16 protein-coding genes are annotated in these 16,430 nt (G+C 65.3%); 6 read left to right on the top strand and 10 right to left on the bottom strand.

Annotated features, from left to right (window positions below):
* The first annotated feature begins 7 nt into the window (after positions 1–7).
* Complete coding sequence (gene fghA, locus F7R19_RS11045) at positions 8–856, top strand: S-formylglutathione hydrolase (RefSeq protein ID WP_150980519.1); 849 nt, start codon at positions 8–10, stop codon at positions 854–856.
* Positions 857–937: 81 nt separating this feature from the next.
* Positions 938–2,413, top strand: coding sequence for an amidase (locus F7R19_RS11040; protein WP_150980515.1), 1,476 nt, complete (start codon positions 938–940; stop codon positions 2,411–2,413).
* A 35-nt stretch (positions 2,414–2,448) separates the two neighbouring features.
* Here F7R19_RS11040 and msuE read toward each other — a convergent pair whose 3' ends face one another.
* From msuE to kbl, 9 genes are all read right to left on the bottom strand, one after another.
* A complete protein-coding gene (gene msuE, locus F7R19_RS11035) occupies positions 2,449–3,012 on the bottom strand; it encodes an FMN reductase (RefSeq protein WP_061959912.1) in 564 nt (187 codons plus the stop codon).
* A gap of 142 nt (positions 3,013–3,154) precedes the next feature.
* On the bottom strand, positions 3,155–3,967 hold the full coding sequence (locus F7R19_RS11030) for a MetQ/NlpA family ABC transporter substrate-binding protein (RefSeq protein ID WP_061959911.1): 813 nt from the start codon (positions 3,965–3,967) through the stop codon (positions 3,155–3,157).
* 102 nt (positions 3,968–4,069) lie between these two features.
* A complete protein-coding gene (locus tag F7R19_RS11025) occupies positions 4,070–5,563 on the bottom strand; it encodes an efflux transporter outer membrane subunit (protein WP_150980512.1) in 1,494 nt (497 codons plus the stop codon).
* Positions 5,560–6,537: an efflux RND transporter periplasmic adaptor subunit gene (locus F7R19_RS11020; protein ID WP_170292588.1), complete on the bottom strand. Its 978-nt coding sequence runs from the start codon at positions 6,535–6,537 to the stop codon at positions 5,560–5,562. Before F7R19_RS11020 ends, F7R19_RS11025 begins: the two co-directional genes overlap by 4 nt.
* A complete protein-coding gene (locus tag F7R19_RS11015; RefSeq protein WP_061959916.1) occupies positions 6,534–6,743 on the bottom strand; it encodes a DUF1656 domain-containing protein in 210 nt (69 codons plus the stop codon). The genes F7R19_RS11020 and F7R19_RS11015 overlap by 4 nt, the downstream gene beginning before the upstream one ends.
* On the bottom strand, positions 6,743–8,719 hold the full coding sequence (locus F7R19_RS11010) for an FUSC family protein (protein ID WP_150980509.1): 1,977 nt from the start codon (positions 8,717–8,719) through the stop codon (positions 6,743–6,745). Before F7R19_RS11010 ends, F7R19_RS11015 begins: the two co-directional genes overlap by 1 nt.
* A gap of 5 nt (positions 8,720–8,724) precedes the next feature.
* Positions 8,725–9,189 (bottom strand): MarR family winged helix-turn-helix transcriptional regulator, encoded by a 465-nt coding sequence (locus F7R19_RS11005; RefSeq protein WP_061959908.1) that lies wholly within the window; start codon positions 9,187–9,189, stop codon positions 8,725–8,727.
* Positions 9,190–9,285: 96 nt separating this feature from the next.
* Complete coding sequence (locus F7R19_RS11000) at positions 9,286–10,278, bottom strand: NAD-dependent epimerase/dehydratase family protein (protein ID WP_061959907.1); 993 nt, start codon at positions 10,276–10,278, stop codon at positions 9,286–9,288.
* Positions 10,275–11,477 carry a glycine C-acetyltransferase gene (gene kbl, locus F7R19_RS10995; RefSeq protein ID WP_150980506.1) on the bottom strand — a complete coding sequence of 401 codons (1,203 nt, stop codon included), beginning with the start codon at positions 11,475–11,477 and terminating at the stop codon, positions 10,275–10,277. The genes F7R19_RS11000 and kbl overlap by 4 nt, the downstream gene beginning before the upstream one ends.
* A gap of 98 nt (positions 11,478–11,575) precedes the next feature.
* Here kbl and F7R19_RS10990 point away from each other — a divergent pair, with 98 nt between their 5' ends.
* The gene (locus F7R19_RS10990) at positions 11,576–12,178 is read left to right on the top strand and encodes a helix-turn-helix domain-containing protein (RefSeq protein WP_150980502.1); all 603 of its coding nucleotides are present in this window, start codon (positions 11,576–11,578) and stop codon (positions 12,176–12,178) included.
* A 117-nt stretch (positions 12,179–12,295) separates the two neighbouring features.
* Here the strand turns inward: F7R19_RS10990 and F7R19_RS10985 are convergent, their stop codons facing one another.
* A complete protein-coding gene (locus F7R19_RS10985) occupies positions 12,296–12,967 on the bottom strand; it encodes a GntR family transcriptional regulator (RefSeq protein ID WP_061959904.1) in 672 nt (223 codons plus the stop codon).
* A 116-nt stretch (positions 12,968–13,083) separates the two neighbouring features.
* Between F7R19_RS10985 and pruA the strand changes: the two genes are divergently transcribed.
* The 3 genes from pruA to F7R19_RS10970 all read left to right on the top strand — a co-directional run.
* On the top strand, positions 13,084–14,709 hold the full coding sequence (gene pruA, locus F7R19_RS10980) for an L-glutamate gamma-semialdehyde dehydrogenase (protein WP_150980501.1): 1,626 nt from the start codon (positions 13,084–13,086) through the stop codon (positions 14,707–14,709).
* Between the two features lie 122 nt (positions 14,710–14,831).
* On the top strand, positions 14,832–16,043 hold the full coding sequence (locus F7R19_RS10975; RefSeq protein ID WP_061959902.1) for an ABC transporter substrate-binding protein: 1,212 nt from the start codon (positions 14,832–14,834) through the stop codon (positions 16,041–16,043).
* Positions 16,044–16,141: 98 nt separating this feature from the next.
* The coding region (locus F7R19_RS10970; RefSeq protein ID WP_150980496.1) for an ATP-binding cassette domain-containing protein at positions 16,142–16,430 on the top strand (289 nt) is incomplete at its 3' end.

Here is a 16,430-nt window from a genome sequence, read left to right as displayed (position 1 = left end):
GCGCGCCATGGAACTGCTCTCCGAACATGGCTGTCACGGCGGCGTGCAGCGCTTCTACCAGCACCAGTCGTCCGCCATCGGGCTGCCGATGCGGTTCTCGGTCTTCCTGCCGCCGCAGGCGCTGGGTGCCAACGCCGCGCGCGTGCCGGCGCTGTTCTACCTCGCGGGCCTGACCTGCACCGAGGAAACCTTCGCGATCAAGGCTGGCGCGCAGCAGCACGCCGCGCGCCTCGGGCTGATCCTGGTGGCGCCCGACACCAGCCCGCGCGGTGCGCATGTGCCGGGCGAGGCCGATGCATGGGATTTCGGCGTGGGCGCGGGGTTTTACGTCGACGCGATCGAAGCGCCCTGGCGCATGCACTGGCGTATGGAAAGCTACGTGGCCGACGAACTGTTTCACCTTGTCGCGCGTGAACTGCCGGTTGATGCGGGCCGCGTCGGCATCTTCGGCCATTCGATGGGCGGCCACGGCGCACTGGTGCTGGCGCAACGTTACCCGCAGCGCTTCCGCTCGGTCTCGGCCTTCGCGCCAATTGCCGCGCCATCGCAATGCCCGTGGGGCGTAAAGGCGTTCACCGGCTATCTCGGCGAGGACCGCAGCCGCTGGGCGCAACACGATGCCAGCGCGTTGATGGCGGCGCAGGCGTCGGCGCCATTTCCGTCCGGGATCCTCGTCGATCAGGGGCTGTCGGACAAATTCCTGGCCGAGCAACTGCACCCGGAGGCCTTCGAGACGGCCTGTGCCAGCGTGGGCCAGCCGCTTACGCTGCGCCGGCACGACGGCTACGACCATGGCTACTACTTCATCACGACGTTTATCGCCGATCATCTGCGGCACCACGCCGAACGACTCTGATCGACGCCGAGGGCTGGCAACCGCTGCCACCGATTGCCAGCGCCCCGCGATTGCCCCAATGACTGCAAAACGTCCCCTGCCATGAGCACCTATCGACCCGACCCGATCGTGATGCTGCCCGCGCGGCAGCTATCGCACGCCATCCATGCCAGGGAGGTCTCGTGCCGCGAGGTCATGGCGGCCTATCTCGCGCATATCGACACGCTCAATCCCGGCGTCAACGCCATCGTTGCGCGACAGGATTCCGGGCTGTCGATGCGCGAAGCCGACGCGGCCGACCAGTCGCTGGCGGCGGGCAAATCGGCCGGCTGGATGCATGGCATGCCGCAAGCGCCGAAGGATCTGGCCATGACCCGCGGCATTCGCACCACCTACGGGTCGCCGATCTTCAAGGACAACGTACCGGCCAGCGATTCGGTCATTGTCGAACGCATGCGCAATGCCGGCGCAATCCTTATCGGCAAGACCAACACGCCTGAATTTGGCCTGGGATCGCACACGTTCAATCCCGTGTACGGTGCAACGCGCAATCCTTACGATCGCACGCGTTCGGCCGGCGGCAGCAGTGGCGGCGCGGCAGCCGCGCTGGCGCTGCGCATGCTGCCGGTGGCCGATGGCAGCGACTTTGGCGGATCGCTGCGTAATCCGGCCGCGTTCTGCAATGTTTATGGATTCCGCCCATCGGCAGGCCGCGTGCCGTATGGCCCCGCGCCGGAACTGTTCCTGCCGCAGCTCGGCTGCGAGGGGCCGATGGCGCGCAACGTTGCGGACCTGGCGCTGCTGCTGGCAACGCAAGCCGGTCCCGATGCGCGCACTCCGCAGGCACTGCCGCACGATCCGATACTGGCCTCGCTGACGCCCCGCAATGTGCGCGACGTGCTGGACGCCGATCTGTCGGGCAAGCGCGTAGCGTGGCTGGGTAACTGGGGCGGCTATTTGCCGATGGAAGACGGCATCCTCGCGCTGTGCGAACAGGCGCTGCGTTTCTTCCCGGATTTCGGCGTCAGCGTCGATGCCATCGCACCGCCCTATCCTGCCGAGAAGATCTGGCAGATGTGGCTGGTGCACCGGCACTTCCTGACGGGCAATGCGCGCCTGGCGCTGTACACCAACCCGGCCACGCGCGCGCAGCTCAAGCCCGAGGCGATCTGGGAAATCGAAGGCTCGCTCGATCTCAAGGCCAGCGACCTGTATGCAGCCAGCGTCCAGCGCAGCGCATGGCATCAGGCGCTGCAGCGCATCTTTGCCGACTTCGACTACATCGCGGTGCCCACTGCGCAGGTGTTCCCATTCGATGTGGACCAGCACTGGCCCACATCGATTGCGGGCCGCGACATGGACACCTATCACCGCTGGATGGAGGTGGTGGTGGCGTGGACGCTGTCGGGTTGCCCGGTGATCAGCGTCCCGGTGGGATTCAATGCGGAAGGTTTGCCGATGGGCATGCAACTGATCGGCCGGCCGCGCGACGACCTGAGCGTGCTGCAACTGGCCGCCGCGTATGAAGCGGTGCGCGACTGGGTCAATGACCGACTGCCTCCGGCGCTGGAAAGCTGAGGGCGCGCGGCTGCTCGCCCGTCAAATCACTCGCTTCAGGCCACTCGCCGCAGCTGGCGCGCCGAGGCCGCAAACAACGGCGTGGCGCGCTCGGCGGCCAGCGCGATGCGCGTGGCCAGCGCCTGGCTGCCGACCTGATAGCCATCGAAATCCGCCGTGCTCGCGTACACGCCAACCGGCAGCGTCAGTGCCTGCAGGAAGCTGAACAGCGGGCGAAGCTGATGCTCGAGCACCAGCGCGTGCCGGTCGCTGCCGCCGGTGGCGGCCAGCAGCACGGGCTTGTCGATCAACGCATCCATGCCCACCAGATCGAACAGATGCTTGAAGTGTCCCGGGAACGATCCGCGGTACACGGGCGCGGCGGCAATCAGCAGATCGGCCGATTCAATCGCGGCAACCTGTGCCTCGATATCGGCAGGCAGTTCCTGGCGTGTCAGCGCCGCGCCGAGCGGACGTGCAATCTCGCTCAGGTCGACAATCTGCGTATCGAGCACGAGCCGCTGGTCCAGTTCTGCCAGCAGCGCCTGGATCAGCACCAGCGTGCGCGACGGTTGATGAGCGCTGCCATTCACGGCGACGACTTTCAGCGGTGTGGACACAATGTAACTCCGGGGCGGGATTCGATTCCGTACCTTAGCGCTGCGCTCGCAGCATGCGAACGAAGCATTTCGACTATGGATAGATGCAAAAACGGCGACCCGTGGCCGCCGTTCCGCTGTGCACAACGATGCGCGTTCCGGATCAGAACGACGGCACCATCGCGCCCTTGAACTGCGCCTTCATGAACTGGCGCACCTCTTCCGACTGGTAAGCGGCCACGAGCTTCTTCACCCATGGCTTGTCCTTGTCCTGCGTGCGCACCACGATGATGTTGGCGTACGGGCTGTGGATGTCTTCCAGCGCGATCGCATTGGTCGTCGGCTGCAGGCCGGCGGCCAGCGCGTAGTTGGTGTTGATCACCGCAGCGGCCACGTCGGGCAGCGCGCGCGCCAGTTGCGCGGCGTCGAGCTCCACCAGCTTGATCTTCTTCGGATTGTCGGCCACATCCAGCGGCGTGGCGTTCACACCGTTCGTGCCAACACCGGGCTTCAGCTTGATCACGCCCTGCGCGGCCAGCAACAGCAGCGCGCGATTCTCGTTGGACGGATCGTTGGGCACCGCCACCTTGGCGCCTTGCGGCAGGTCCTTCGGCGACTTGAGGGTCTTCGAATAGATGCCCAGCGGCGAAATATAGGTGTAGCCGACGCTGACCATCTTGTAGCCGCGCTGCTTGATCTGACTATCGAGATACGGCTGGTGCTGGAAGCTGTTGGCGTCGAGGTCGCCCGCATCCAGCGCGGCATTGGGCTGCACGTAGTCGTTGAACTCCACCACCTTCACGTTCAGCCCGTTCTTCTTCGCCACCTTCTGCACCACCTGCCAGACTTCGGCGTCGGGCCCGCTCACCGTGCCAACGCGAATCGTCTGTTCCTGCGCCGCGGCGTTGCCGGCGGCAACCACACCCAGCGCCACGGTTGCGGCGGCCAGGGTCTTCGTGATCGAGAGCATCTTCATAGGTCTTGTTTTCCTGGGAATCGAGAAGCCGCCATCGCGTTGTGCGCAATGATGGCGGTCGAACCGCGCCGAGTGGGACGCGGCCGAGGCCAGAACTTTACCTCAATGCGCTTCGGGCTGAAGCGTGACTGGCTCGCCGGCCGCCTTGCCCACGGGATGGCTGGCAATCGCCGGCGCATCCTGCCAGCCGCCGCCCAGCGCCAGGAACAGGTTGATCTGGTCCATCGCCACTTGGGCGTCCGAAGCGGCCAGCGCGGCATCGGTGTTGGCCAGCGTGCGATCCGCGTCGACGCTTTGCAGATACGGCGAACGTCCCGCCTGCCATAGCAGACGATTCTGGCGCGCGGCTTCGTCCGCCTTGTCGCGCGCGGCGCGCAGCGACCGGTTGCGATCGAGTTCGTGCGTGTAGGTCGACAGCGCGCTCTGCGTTTCGCGCAGCGCCTTGAGCACCACGCCGTCGAAATGCGCCAGTGCACCTTCCGCGCCGAACTCCATGTTGTGGATGCGCGCACGCGTGCCGCTGGTGGGAATGGTCCACGAGATCGCCGGTCCCCAGCCCCAGTGCGCGGTCGGCGCTTGGCCCAGGTGATCGAGAATCCCGGTGAAGCCGGCGGAAGCGCCAATGCGGATCTGCGGGAACAGGTCTGCCGTCGCCACGCCGATCTTGGCCGTCGCGGCGGCCAGTTCGCGCTCGGCCTGACGCACGTCGGGTCGACGCTTGAGCAATGCCGTGCCATCGCCAACCGGCAACGGCTGCTTGAGCGCAGGCACGTGCTCGCACGCCACGCTGCGCACATCGAGCGCGGCAGGCGGCTTGCCCAACATCACCGCAAGGCGATAGGCGGCGCCTTCCTGCTCGGCGCGATAGCGCGGCAGCGCCGAGCGCAGCGTTTCGGCCTGCGCCTGCGCGCGCAGCAGATCGGTAGGCTGGCCGCGCCCCGCATCCACCAGCTTCTGCGCCAGTTGCACGCCGCGCTCCTGCAGATCGAGCTGATGCTGCGCCACGTGCAGCTCATGCGTGGCCGTGCAGCCCTGTACATAAGCGCGCACGGTCTCCGCCACCACGCCCACGCGGGCCTGGTCCAGCGCCGCATGGCTGGCCTGCGCGGCAGCCAGCGCCGCCTCGTCGGCACGCTTGAGCTTGCCCCAAAAGTCGATCAGGTACGACACCTCGAAGCCGATGTCGCCAAAGTTCATCGCCGGAATTTTTTCTTCATGCAGCAACGGCTCGCCGGCAATCTGCCCACGTTCCGCACTGGCCTTGAATTTCGCTTCGGGCAGGTTTTCGGCTTCCACCTCGTGATAAACGGCGATGGCGCGTTTGAGATTGGCAGCGGCCACGCGCAGATCGGTGTTGGCCACCAGCGCCTGCTTGACCAGATCGTCGATATGCGGATCGTCATACAGGCGCCACCAGTCGTTGGGCACATCGCCAATCGACACGGCATCGTTCTCGGTGCCGGCGAACGGACCGTTGGCGGCCGACGCCTTGACTACGGCGTCATCGGGCACCTTGTGGTCGGGACCGACCGTCATGCATGCAGCCAGGGCAAGCGGCAACATGGCCGCAAGCGTGGCGCGGGCAAAGCGTTTCACTGCAGGGCTCCGGTTGCGGACGCGCTCTTGCCGGCCAGCGCGACCTTGTCTTGCGAGGCACTCTTGTCAGCCGCCGCTGCCGGCGCGGCGGGCTGATCGGCCGTCTTGCCATCGGCCTTGACCGACACCGTGGCAGTACGGCCGGCGACCAGACGCACGTCATCGGGCATCTGGTCGAACTGGATGCGCACCGGCACGCGCTGCGCCAGTCGCACCCAGTTGAAGGTCGGGTTCACATTGGGCAGCAGGTTCGACCCGTTGGTGCGGTCGCGATCCTCGATGCCGGCCGCGATGCTTTGCACATGGCCTGGCAGCACGCGCTTTTCGCCCATGATGCGGATGTCGACGGGGCTGCCGATATGGATGCCCTGCAGCTTGGTTTCCTCGAAATAGCCTTCCACGTGGAACGACTTCGAATCGACCATCGACAGCACCGGCTTGCCGGTCACGACGTAGTCGCCCAGGCGCGGCAGCCGGTCGTTGACATAGCCTTCCACCGGGCTCACCACGCGCGTGCGTTCGAGGTTCAGCCGTGCCACGCCGATCGCTGCTTCGGCCTGCGCCAGCTGGGCCTCGCCCTGCTGCACCTTGGCCAGGCCCTCTTCGATGATTTCCTTGGACACCACGTCGGACAGCTTCTGGCTGCGCGATGCTTCGCGGCGCGCCTGCGCCAGGGTCGCACGCACCGCGGCTGCGGTGGCCTCCGCCTGACGCAGCGCCAGCGCGTAGCGTTCGTGGTCGATCTCGAACAGCACATCGCCCGCCTTGACATGCTGGTTGTCCTTCACGGCGATGCGCGTGACCAGACCCGATACGTCGGGCGCCACCTGCACCACGTCGGCGCGGATATGCCCGTCGCGCGTCCACGGCGCCACGGTGTAGTAGTCCCACAGATGTTTGACAACGACCGCGCCAACCGCGGTGACGGCCAACGTCAACACGATCGGCCCGAGCGAGGAGAGTCTGAGTTTCATGATTGCAGCCACGGCGCCATCGCTACCACTCCACCAAGGATGATGGCGTACAGCGCCAGATTGAAAAGGGATCGGTGCCACACGAGCTTGTAGAAGCCCACGCGGGTCAGCACGGCGCGCGCCGCACTGGTGACAAGAAAGGCCGCGAGCATCCACACCAGCAGGCTGGGGATGAACACGCCGTAGATACTGAATTCACCGGGCATCATGCATTTGCGGAAACGGGTGCCGGCAACGCCGGCGGAAACAGGGCCACCTGCATATCGACCAATGCGGCCAGCGCCACGCGCGAGCGCACCTTGCGCTGCGCATGGGCCAGGCGCGTTTGCAGCGCGGCCGGCGGCGCATCCGCCGAGCCATCGAGGCGCGCCTTGTAGTAGGTGGAAATACTGCGCAGCACGCGGCGCACCGCATGCTGTTCGTCGCCGGACATGTCGGCCATTTCGCGCTGCAGCGCCAGCGCCGTCAGTTCCACGCGCACTTCGCTGAAGCCGTCGGTCGATACTTCGCTGTCGCTGGCGGCCAGTCGCGGCACCAGTTGCGCCAGGCGATCGAGCATGCGGGCGCGCAAGCGCGTATGCGAATCGGGATGCCGGCCCAGCGCGTTCTCGGCAATGTCGCTCCAGCCCGCACGCACCAGCCGGCGCGTGGCAGCTTTGGTGCCGAACGGCCGGACCACCAGCGTCCACGCCAGCGCAAAGGCGATGCCTGCAATGCCCGCCACGTTACTGTTGAAGAACGCCTGGAAGTTGGCGCTGTATGCGCCCTGGATGCCGATATCGTTGGCAGTCACCACGGCCAGCGGCATGCCGATCATGGCCAGCCGGGGCTGCGCCACCAGCAGGCCGATGATCAGGTACGGCACGGCAAACATCAGCACCAGCATTTCAAAGTCGTGTGCCACCGGCAGTATGGCAAACAGCATGACCAGCGAGATCAGCAGGCAGACCACGTTCCAGTTGAAGAACGACTGGATCATCGGCGCCGGTTCGTCTAGCGCGGCAAAGAAGCAGCACGAGATCGCCCCCAGCGCGACAGCGCCCGCGCCGTCGGCCCAGCCCATCTGGATCCACAGCATCCCCATGGCGAAGATCGCCAGCGCCACCGTCACGGTGGAAAACAGCAGCATGCCGTGGTCGTAGTGACGCGCGCGGCCCACTTCCCAGCGCAGGAATTCGGGCACCCAGTTGCCTTCGATATGTTTTTCGCCAAGGCGGCGGCACAGCGACACGCAGTCATGCCAGAGCACCACCATCTGCTGCAGCCGGTCTTCGGCGGCGGTCACCAGCGCGGCGTCCCAGCCCGCCTGCGCGGGCGTGGCGGTCAGCGCAGGCCGCGCGTCGCCGGGCGCGCCGGCTTCGATCCATGCCTTGACCGCGCGCATCTGCGCGGCCAGTGCCGCGGGCAGGCCGCCCGCGGCCTGGAGAGATTCGACGATGGTGGCCAGCGACGAGAGCACTGGCAGCAGCATGGTCATGCGCCCGCGCAATTCGCGTGCGGCGCGCACGCGTTCGGCGCTTTCGGCATCGTAGGAGAGCTGGCTGATCAGTTGATCGAGCGCCAGGATATCGGCGGCCAGCCGATGGCGGCTATGGTGCTGCGAAACCTTGGCGCCCGGCGATGCCGACAGCATGTCGCCGGCCCACAGCGCCGCGTCGGCCATCCATTGCCGCGACTTGTCGCGCAGCACGTTGGCCACGCTCGCCGGCAGCACGATGGCGCCGACCACGCTGGCGCACAGGATGCCGAGGCAGATTTCCTCGGAACGCGCGACGGCCAGATCGAACACCGCCACGGGGTTATCCACGGCCGGCAGCGCGATCAATGGCAGCGTGTACGCGGACAGCATGAACAGATAGCTGCGCGGCGTGCGATGCAGCAGCGCCACATACAACAGGCAAGCCACCCAGATCGCCACGGCGCCCATCAGCAACGGCGGAGAATTGACCAGCGGCGGCACCATGGCAACGGCAGCTGCTGCGCCCAGCAGCGTGCCCAGCACGCGGTACAGCGCCTTCGAACGTGTGGCGCCGGTCAGCGGATGCGCGACGATGTAGACCGAACCCATGGCCCAGTACGGACGGGGCAGGCCAAGGTACATCGCGATCCACAAGGCCAGCATCGCAGCGATAAAAGCCTTGAAGGAAAAGATCCAGTCTCGTGAAGACGGCCAGCTCATCATGCTGCTCAGGACTCCTGCCTGGCCGATGAGGAAGCCGCCGCAGCGGCGCGCGACAGTGCTTCGAGCACGCGCAGCGTGGCGGCCATATCGGCCTCGCTGACGTCGGCAAAGACCTCGGCGCGCAACTGCTTCAATTCCACTTCGATCTGCTCGGCCATTCGCTCGCCCGCCTCGGTCAGCGACAGCACATTGGCGCGCCGGTCGCTGGGATCCACCTCGCGGCGCACCAGCTCGGCGGCGCTGAGCTGATCGACCAGGCGCACCAGCGTGGCGCCCTCCACACCGACATAGTCGGCCAGCGTGACCTGACGCACCCCGCCGCCCAGGCGCCGGATAAACAGCAGCGGCGCGGCGGCCGCCGCGGAAATGCCATGGGCGGTCACGGCGGCTTGACTGATCTGTCGCCATTGACGACCGGCCAGCATCAGCTGGCCGGTGAAGGCGAATCGGAGGGCATCAATTTGTGACATAGGTCAAATGATAGACCTGAACTAATTAGGATGCAAATGATTTCCTTACGAATGGTTTCTGTAAGCGTGATCCGGCCGTCATTTAACGAGTGAATTTCAGTCGGACGTCGCAGTGCCGCCCACGGCGCTCAGGTTGGCCAGCATGTCGTCGACCATCTCCTGCAGCCCATAGGCCGGTTGCCAGCCCCAGTCGCGACGCGCTGCACTGTCGTCGATCGAATCGGGCCAGCCCTGCGCGATGGCCTGGCGATAGTCGGGCTGGTAGCGGATCTCGAATTCGGGAAGACGACGACGGATGGCCGCGGCGATCTCCTCCGGCGTGAAGCTCATGCCGGCGAGGTTGTAGCTGCCGCGCTCGCGCACGGCGTCGCGCGGCGCGTCCATCAGGTCGAGCGTCGCGCGGATCGCGTCCGGCATATACATCATCGGCAAGCGCTCGCCGGCGTCGAGAAAGCACGTATAGGCTTCGCCACGCACGGCGTGGTGGAAGATGTCCACGGCGTAGTCCGTGGTGCCGCCGCCGGGCGGCGTCTTGTGCGAGATGAGACCCGGGTAGCGCACGCTGCGCACATCGACGCCATGGTTCTCGAAGTACCAGCGGCACCAGCCTTCACCGGCCAGCTTCGAGATGCCATACACGGTGGTGGGCTCCATGACGGTCTTCTGCGGTGTATCGACGCGCGGCGTGGTGGGCCCGAACGCGGCGATCGAGCTGGGCCAGAACACGCGCTCGATGCCGTGATGACGCGCGGCTTCCAGCACATTGAGCAGGCCCGTCATGTTCAGGTTCCAGGCCCATTGCGGGGCCTTTTCGCCGGTGGCGGACAGCGCCGCGGCCAGCAGATAGATCTGCGTAATGCCATGTCGCTCGATCACGGTGGTCAGCGCGCCCCGGTCGGTGATATTGAGCATTTCGTGGGACAGCTGCATGTGCCGGCCGGTCGGCACCACGTCCGACGTCACGACCTGCGCGCGGCCATGGCGCTCGGCCAGCGCCAATGCCAGCTCCGAGCCGAGTTGTCCGTTCGCGCCCACGATCAGGATCTTCGGCGCGATAGTGGCAGTACTGGTGTGACCCCGATCGCTCATCGAATCAGCCCCAGTTCGCGGCCCGCCTGCGCGAACGCATCGAGCGCCGCCTGCAACGTGGCCGTATCGTGTACCGCGCTCATCTGCACGCGAATGCGCGCCTGGCCCTTGGGCACCACCGGAAAGAAGAATCCGACCACGTACACGCCCAGTTCCAGCAGGCGATCGGCCAGCTTCTGCGCCTTGTCGGCGTCATAGACCATGATCGGCACGATTGGATGGTCGCCCGGCTTGATGTCGAAGCCTAGCTGCGCGATGCCCGCGCGGAAAAATGCCGTGTTCTGCGCGAGCTTGTCGCGCAATTCGGTGCTGCCTTCGAGAATATCGAGCACCGCGATGCTGCCGCCGACGATCGCCGGCGCTACTGTGTTCGAAAAGAGATAGGGACGCGAGCGTTGCCGCAGCAGGTCGATCACTTCCCTGCGCCCCGATGTGAAGCCGCCCGACGCGCCGCCCAGCGCCTTGCCAAGCGTGCCGGTGATGATGTCGATCTTGCCGAACACGCCGCGCGCCTCGTGCGTGCCGCGTCCGCGCGCGCCCATGAAGCCGGTGGCATGGCATTCGTCGATACCTAGCAGCGCGCCGAATTCATCGCATAGTGCGCGCATGGCGTCGAGCCGCGCCACGGTGCCGTCCATCGAGAACACGCCGTCGGTGAAGACGAGCTTGTAGCGCACCCCATCGGCATCGGCCTGGCGCAACTGCGCCCGCAGATCTTCCAGGTCGTTATGCTTGTAGCGATAACGGCGCGCCTTCGACAGCCGGATGCCGTCGATGATCGATGCATGGTTCAGTTCGTCGCTGATCACGGCGTCGTCGGGTCCCAGCAGCGTTTCGAACAGGCCGCCGTTGGCGTCGAACGCAGAGCCGTACAGGATCGTATCTTCGGTGCCGAGAAAGCGCGCCAGACGCTGCTCCAGCGTCTTGTGCAGATCCTGCGTGCCGCAGATAAAGCGCACCGAAGACAGACCATAGCCGTGCGTGCGCAAGGCGTCGTGGGCGGCATCGATCACGCTTGGATGCGACGACAGTCCAAGATAGTTGTTGGCGCACAGGTTGATCACATCGCGCCCATCCGCCGTGCGGATGCGCGCGCCCTGCGGCGTGGCGATGATGCGCTCGCGCTTGTACAGGCCCGCATCGCGGATCGCATCGAGCTCGGCGCGGATCGATGCGTAAAAGGCCTCGGTACTCGACATGGCCAGACTCCCGGTGGTAGTGTCTCGGATCGTTCGATCGATAAATCGAACGCGTTCTGTATAACGAACGATTCGTGCACTATAACGAACGACTATCGATGACGCAAGCATCCTCCGCCAAAACGCCCGCCACCGCAGACGGGCCGCCCGCAGTAGGCAGCGCGCTCCAGGCCCTGCGGCAGAGCCAGCACCTGTCGCTGGACGACCTGTCGCGCCGCGCAGGTGTCTCCAAGTCTATGCTTTCGCAGATCGAGCGGAATCTGGCCAATCCCACCGTGGCGGTGTTGTGGCGGCTGGCCAACGCGCTGGGTGTGAGCCTGACGGATTTCCTGGCGCACGGCTCGTCCGCGGCCGCGGCGCCGGCCATCGCCGTGGTGCCAGCGCATGCGGTGCCCGCGCTGAAGAGCCCGGACGCGCGCTGCGAGCTGCGCATTCTCGGGCCGATCGATCTGGCGGGACGCTTTGAATGGTACGAACTGTCGATCCAGCCCGGCGGCGTGCTGGCATCGGAGCCGCATGACACGGGCACGCAGGAGCATCTTTCCGTGCTGACGGGATCGATGACGGTGCGCTCCGGGAGCGAAGAGAAAAAGCTGAAGCACGGGGAAACCGCGCGATACGGTGCGGACGTCGCCCATGCCATCGGCAATCCCGGCAAAAGCGTGGCAACGGCCTTGCTGGTGGTGGTACATCCGGGCTGAGAAAACCGCCGCGGTCCCGCGATCTGCGGAGACTGGTCGGCAAAACCGGCCGGCCGTGGGACTAGCGGCCGGCGGCAAGGGAACGCAGCATTGCGCCCGCCCCCTTGAACTGGCGCATCAGTCCTCGGCCTTCATGCGCTCGCTGGCCAGCAGGTTGCGCTTGGTCTCGAGAATGTGTTCCTCCAGCAGCGCGGCAACCTGTTGCGCATCGCGCGCCTTGCACGCTTCAAGAATGCGGTAGTGGTCAGCCTGCGGCCCATCCTTGCCCGTGGCCAGCGACATCTGCTCGTGCGTGTAGCGGTCCGTATTCAGGCAGAACTCTTCGATCAGGCGACGCAGCCGCTTGTTGTTAGCCGGCGCGCACAGCGCCAGGTGAAAGCGCCGGTTGTATTCGGCCCATTCCACCAGCGATTCCGACTTGGAATACGCATCCAGAATCTCCTGCATCTGCTGGAAATCCTGCTGGACCATGTTCGGCACGCCCAGTCGCGCCGCATGACATTCCAGCGCCACGCGGATATCGAGCAATTCGCAGATCTGCGTGACGTCCATCCCTGAAACCACCGCGCCACGGTTGCGCTGGTAGGTCACCAAGCCCTCGGTTTCCAGCTGACGCAATGCTTCGCGCACCGGAATGCGGCTGGCATTGAAGCGTTCGGCCAGCGCGTCCTGGCGCAGTTGCGCCCCCGACGGCAGCGTGCCTTTCAGGATTTCGTAGCGGAGCTGATCGCGAATGATCTGGGGTAAACCCTTGGTTGGAGCGCTTGCGCGGCCCGTTTGCGTGGACATGGAGTGCTGGAGATCGGTGTGCGATTCGAATGAGGCCCCTATTGTGCCTGAATATTTGCGCTGCTATATTGGATCCAATTTACAAACTTACATATCCAATAGTCTTTACAACGTATATGTCTGCACACAATCTTCATCCAAAATTCACTAATGAAACGGTACTGTCGTACGCACCGGACAGCGCCGAACGCCAGGCGCTGATCGCGGAGCTGGACGCGCAGCAGGCACGCGTGCTGGAAATCCCGGCGATCGTCGGCGGCGAACGCATCGCCAGCGGCAGCGTCACGGACGTGCGCGCGCCGCACGCGCACCACCAGCAGTTGGGCCGCATCCACAACGCGGATGCCGGCACCATCCACGCAGCCATCGACGCAGCCGTGGCTGCCCAGCGCGACTGGAGCCAGGCAACGCTGGCCGAGCGCGCCGCCGTCTTTTTGAAAGCGGCCGACCTGCTCGCAGGCCCGTGGCGCGCGCGGCTGAACGCAGCCACCATGCTTGGCCAGAGCAAGACCGCCTACCAGGCCGAAATCGACTCGGCGTGCGAACTGATCGACTTCCTGCGCTTCAACGTGCAGTTCGCCCATGAGCTGGCCAACGGCCAGCCGATCTCGTCGCCCGGCATGCGCAACCATCTCGAATACCGCCCGCTGGAAGGCTTCGTCTATGCGGTCACGCCATTCAACTTCACGGCGATCGGCGGAAATCTTGCGATCGCTCCGGCGCTGATGGGCAACACCGTTGTGTGGAAACCGGCGGCAACCGCATTGCTGTCGAACTTCCTGTTTATGGAGCTGCTCGAAGCCGCCGGCCTGCCCAAGGGCGTGATCAACTTCCTGCCCGGCGATCCGGTCGCCGTCAGCGGCGCGGTGCTGGCGCGCCCGGAACTGGCCGGCATCCACTTCACCGGCTCGACGGCGGTATTCGACACGCTGTGGGGCGAAGTCGGCCGCAACGTCTCGCGCTATCGCAGCTATCCGCGCCTGGTAGGTGAAACGGGCGGCAAGGATTTTGTGCTGGCGCATGCCTCCGCCGACGTGGAAGCGCTTGCCGTAGCCCTGCTGCGCGGAGCGTTCGAATACCAGGGCCAGAAGTGCAGCGCGGCCTCGCGCGCCTATGTGCCGGCATCGCTGTGGCCGCAAGTGCGCGCGCGATTGGTGGCGCTGGTCGAGACCATTCGCATGGGCGACGTGACCGACTTCACCAACTTCATGGGCGCGGTGATCGACCGCCGTGCCTTCGACCGCATCGACGGCCATCTGCAGCGCGCCGCGGCGGATAGCGGCGTCAAGGTGGTGGCCGGCGGCAAGACCGATGCCAGCGTCGGCTATTTCATCGCGCCGACCGTGCTCGAAGTCGACAATCCGCGCCATACGCTGATGGAAACCGAACTGTTCGGCCCGGTGCTGAGCGTCTACGTCTACGCCGACAAGCAGTGGCCCGAAGTACTGGCGCTGGTCGACAGCACCAGCCCCTACGCGCTGACCGGCGCGGTATTTGCCACCGAGCGCGCCGCCATCGCGCAGGCCGCCGATGCGCTGCGCTTTGCCGCCGGCAACTTCTATATCAACGACAAGCCAACTGGCGCCGTGGTCGGCCAGCAGCCCTTCGGCGGCGCGCGCCGCAGCGGCACCAACGACAAGGCGGGCTCCGCGTTGAACCTGCTGCGCTGGGTGTCGCCGCGCACCGTCAAGGAAACGTTCGTGCCGCCCAGCGATTACCGCTATGCGCACATGGCGGCCTGAAGCGCGGATCGACAAACCGCGAACCCCCTGAAGCCAACGGACGGCATATGGAGACGTATGGCGCGGACGGCGACGTCGCCCGCGCAACAGATTTCTAGCCACACCACCACGGAGAAGAAAAAATGAAGCGAGCCACCCTGTTGTCCACTGCCCTGGCGTTGAGCCTGACGGCATTTGCCGGCGCGGCCGGCGCAGCCATCTCGGGCGATGTTGTGAAGATCGGCGTCATGACCGATCTGTCCGGCGTGTATCTCGACTATGCCGGCAAGGGCTCCGTCGAAGCCGCCAAGATGGCCATCGAGGATTTCGGCAATGGCCTGCCCGGCAAGAAGATCGAACTGGTCACCGCCGATCACCAGAACAAGGCCGATATCGGCAGCGCCCGTGCACGCGAATGGATCGACCGCGACGGCGTCGATGCCATCGTCGACCTGCCCAATTCCTCGGTGGCATTGGCGGTCTCGCGCATCGCGTCCGAAAAGAAGCGCATCTCGCTGATCACCGGCGGCGCCAATCTGCGTCACACCAATGAAGAGTGCTCGCCGTACATCGTGCACTACGTGTACGACACCTACGCGCTGGCCAACGTGGCTGGCAAGGCGATGGTCAAGCAGGGCCTGAAAAGCTGGTATTTCCTGACGGCCGATTACGCGTTCGGCGCCTCGCTGGAAACTGCCACCGCCGACGTCGTCAAGGCGTCGGGCGGCTCCGTAGTCGGCCAGGTCAAGCATCCGCTGAACGCCTCCGACTTCTCGTCGTTCGTGCTGCAGGCGCAGGCCTCCAAGGCGCAGGTGGTGGCGCTGGCCAATGGCGGCGGCGACACCATCAATGCCATCAAGGCCGCCAACGACTTCGGCCTGCCAAAGAACCAGACGCTGGTCGGCTTGCTGATGACGATCAGCGATGTGCACAGCCTGGGGCTGAAGCTCACGCAGGGCATGAAGATGACAGACGCTTGGTACTGGGACCTGAACCCGCAGACGCGCGAATTCGGCAGCCGCTTTTTTGCACGCATGAAGCGCATGCCGAACATGGTTCATGCCGGCACCTACTCGGCCGTTCTGCAGTACCTCAAGGCGGTGCAGGCCACCGGCAGCGACGATTCGGACACCGTGATGGCCGCGCTCAAAAAGGCAAAGATCAACGATGCGTTTGCCAAGAACGGCTACATCCGCGCCGATGGTCGCATGATGCATGACATGTACCTGATGGAAGTGAAGAAGCCCGCGGATTCCAAGTCGCCGTGGGACTACCTCAAGCTCGTCGCCACGGTGCCGGCCGAAGAGGCGTTCCAGCCGCTGTCGCAGTCGCGCTGCACGCTGGTCAAGAAGTAAGCCACGCCGGGCGGCCTGCCGGCGGCGGCGCCGTCGGCTTTCCATCTCGTCTTCCAATCGTTGCCGCGCTGCATGCGCGGCAATTCCTTGCGTATCAGATGACAACCAACGTACTGGAAGTCCGTAACCTGACGAAGTCGTTCAAGGGGTTCACCGCAGTGAGCGACGTGAATCTGTGCGTGCGTCGCGGCTCGATCCATGCATTGATCGGACCGAACGGCGCGGGCAAGACCACCTGCTTCAACCTGCTCACGAAATTTCTGGAGCCCACCACGGGCACCATTCTCTTTAACGGCATCGACATCACGCGCGAAAAGCCCGCACAGATTGCGCGGCGCGGCGTGATCCGCTCGTTCCAGATCTCCGCCGTGTTCGCGCACCTGACCG

The sequence above is a fragment of the Cupriavidus pauculus genome (assembly GCF_008801835.1).
GTDB lineage: Bacteria > Pseudomonadota > Gammaproteobacteria > Burkholderiales > Burkholderiaceae > Cupriavidus > Cupriavidus pauculus.
Note: the sequence above shows the minus strand (reverse complement) of the source record. Positions and strands in the feature narration are given on the sequence as shown.

Bases quoted from the DNA above. Each gene is read 5' to 3' on its own strand.
- fghA (WP_150980519.1), top strand. From the start codon at position 8: ATGGAACTGCTCTCCGAACATGGCTGTCACGGCGGCGTGCAGCGCTTC.
- F7R19_RS11040 (WP_150980515.1), top strand. From the start codon at position 938: ATGAGCACCTATCGACCCGACCCGATCGTGATGCTGCCCGCGCGGCAG.
- F7R19_RS11030 (WP_061959911.1), bottom strand. From the start codon at position 3,967: ATGAAGATGCTCTCGATCACGAAGACCCTGGCCGCCGCAACCGTGGCG.
- F7R19_RS11020 (WP_170292588.1), bottom strand. From the start codon at position 6,537: ATGAAACTCAGACTCTCCTCGCTCGGGCCGATCGTGTTGACGTTGGCC.
- F7R19_RS11015 (WP_061959916.1), bottom strand. From the start codon at position 6,743: ATGCCCGGTGAATTCAGTATCTACGGCGTGTTCATCCCCAGCCTGCTG.
- F7R19_RS11010 (WP_150980509.1), bottom strand. From the start codon at position 8,719: ATGATGAGCTGGCCGTCTTCACGAGACTGGATCTTTTCCTTCAAGGCT.
- F7R19_RS11005 (WP_061959908.1), bottom strand. From the start codon at position 9,189: ATGTCACAAATTGATGCCCTCCGATTCGCCTTCACCGGCCAGCTGATG.
- F7R19_RS11000 (WP_061959907.1), bottom strand. From the start codon at position 10,278: ATGAGCGATCGGGGTCACACCAGTACTGCCACTATCGCGCCGAAGATC.
- kbl (WP_150980506.1), bottom strand. From the start codon at position 11,477: ATGTCGAGTACCGAGGCCTTTTACGCATCGATCCGCGCCGAGCTCGAT.
- F7R19_RS10990 (WP_150980502.1), top strand. From the start codon at position 11,576: ATGACGCAAGCATCCTCCGCCAAAACGCCCGCCACCGCAGACGGGCCG.
- F7R19_RS10985 (WP_061959904.1), bottom strand. From the start codon at position 12,967: ATGTCCACGCAAACGGGCCGCGCAAGCGCTCCAACCAAGGGTTTACCC.
- pruA (WP_150980501.1), top strand. From the start codon at position 13,084: ATGTCTGCACACAATCTTCATCCAAAATTCACTAATGAAACGGTACTG.
- F7R19_RS10975 (WP_061959902.1), top strand. From the start codon at position 14,832: ATGAAGCGAGCCACCCTGTTGTCCACTGCCCTGGCGTTGAGCCTGACG.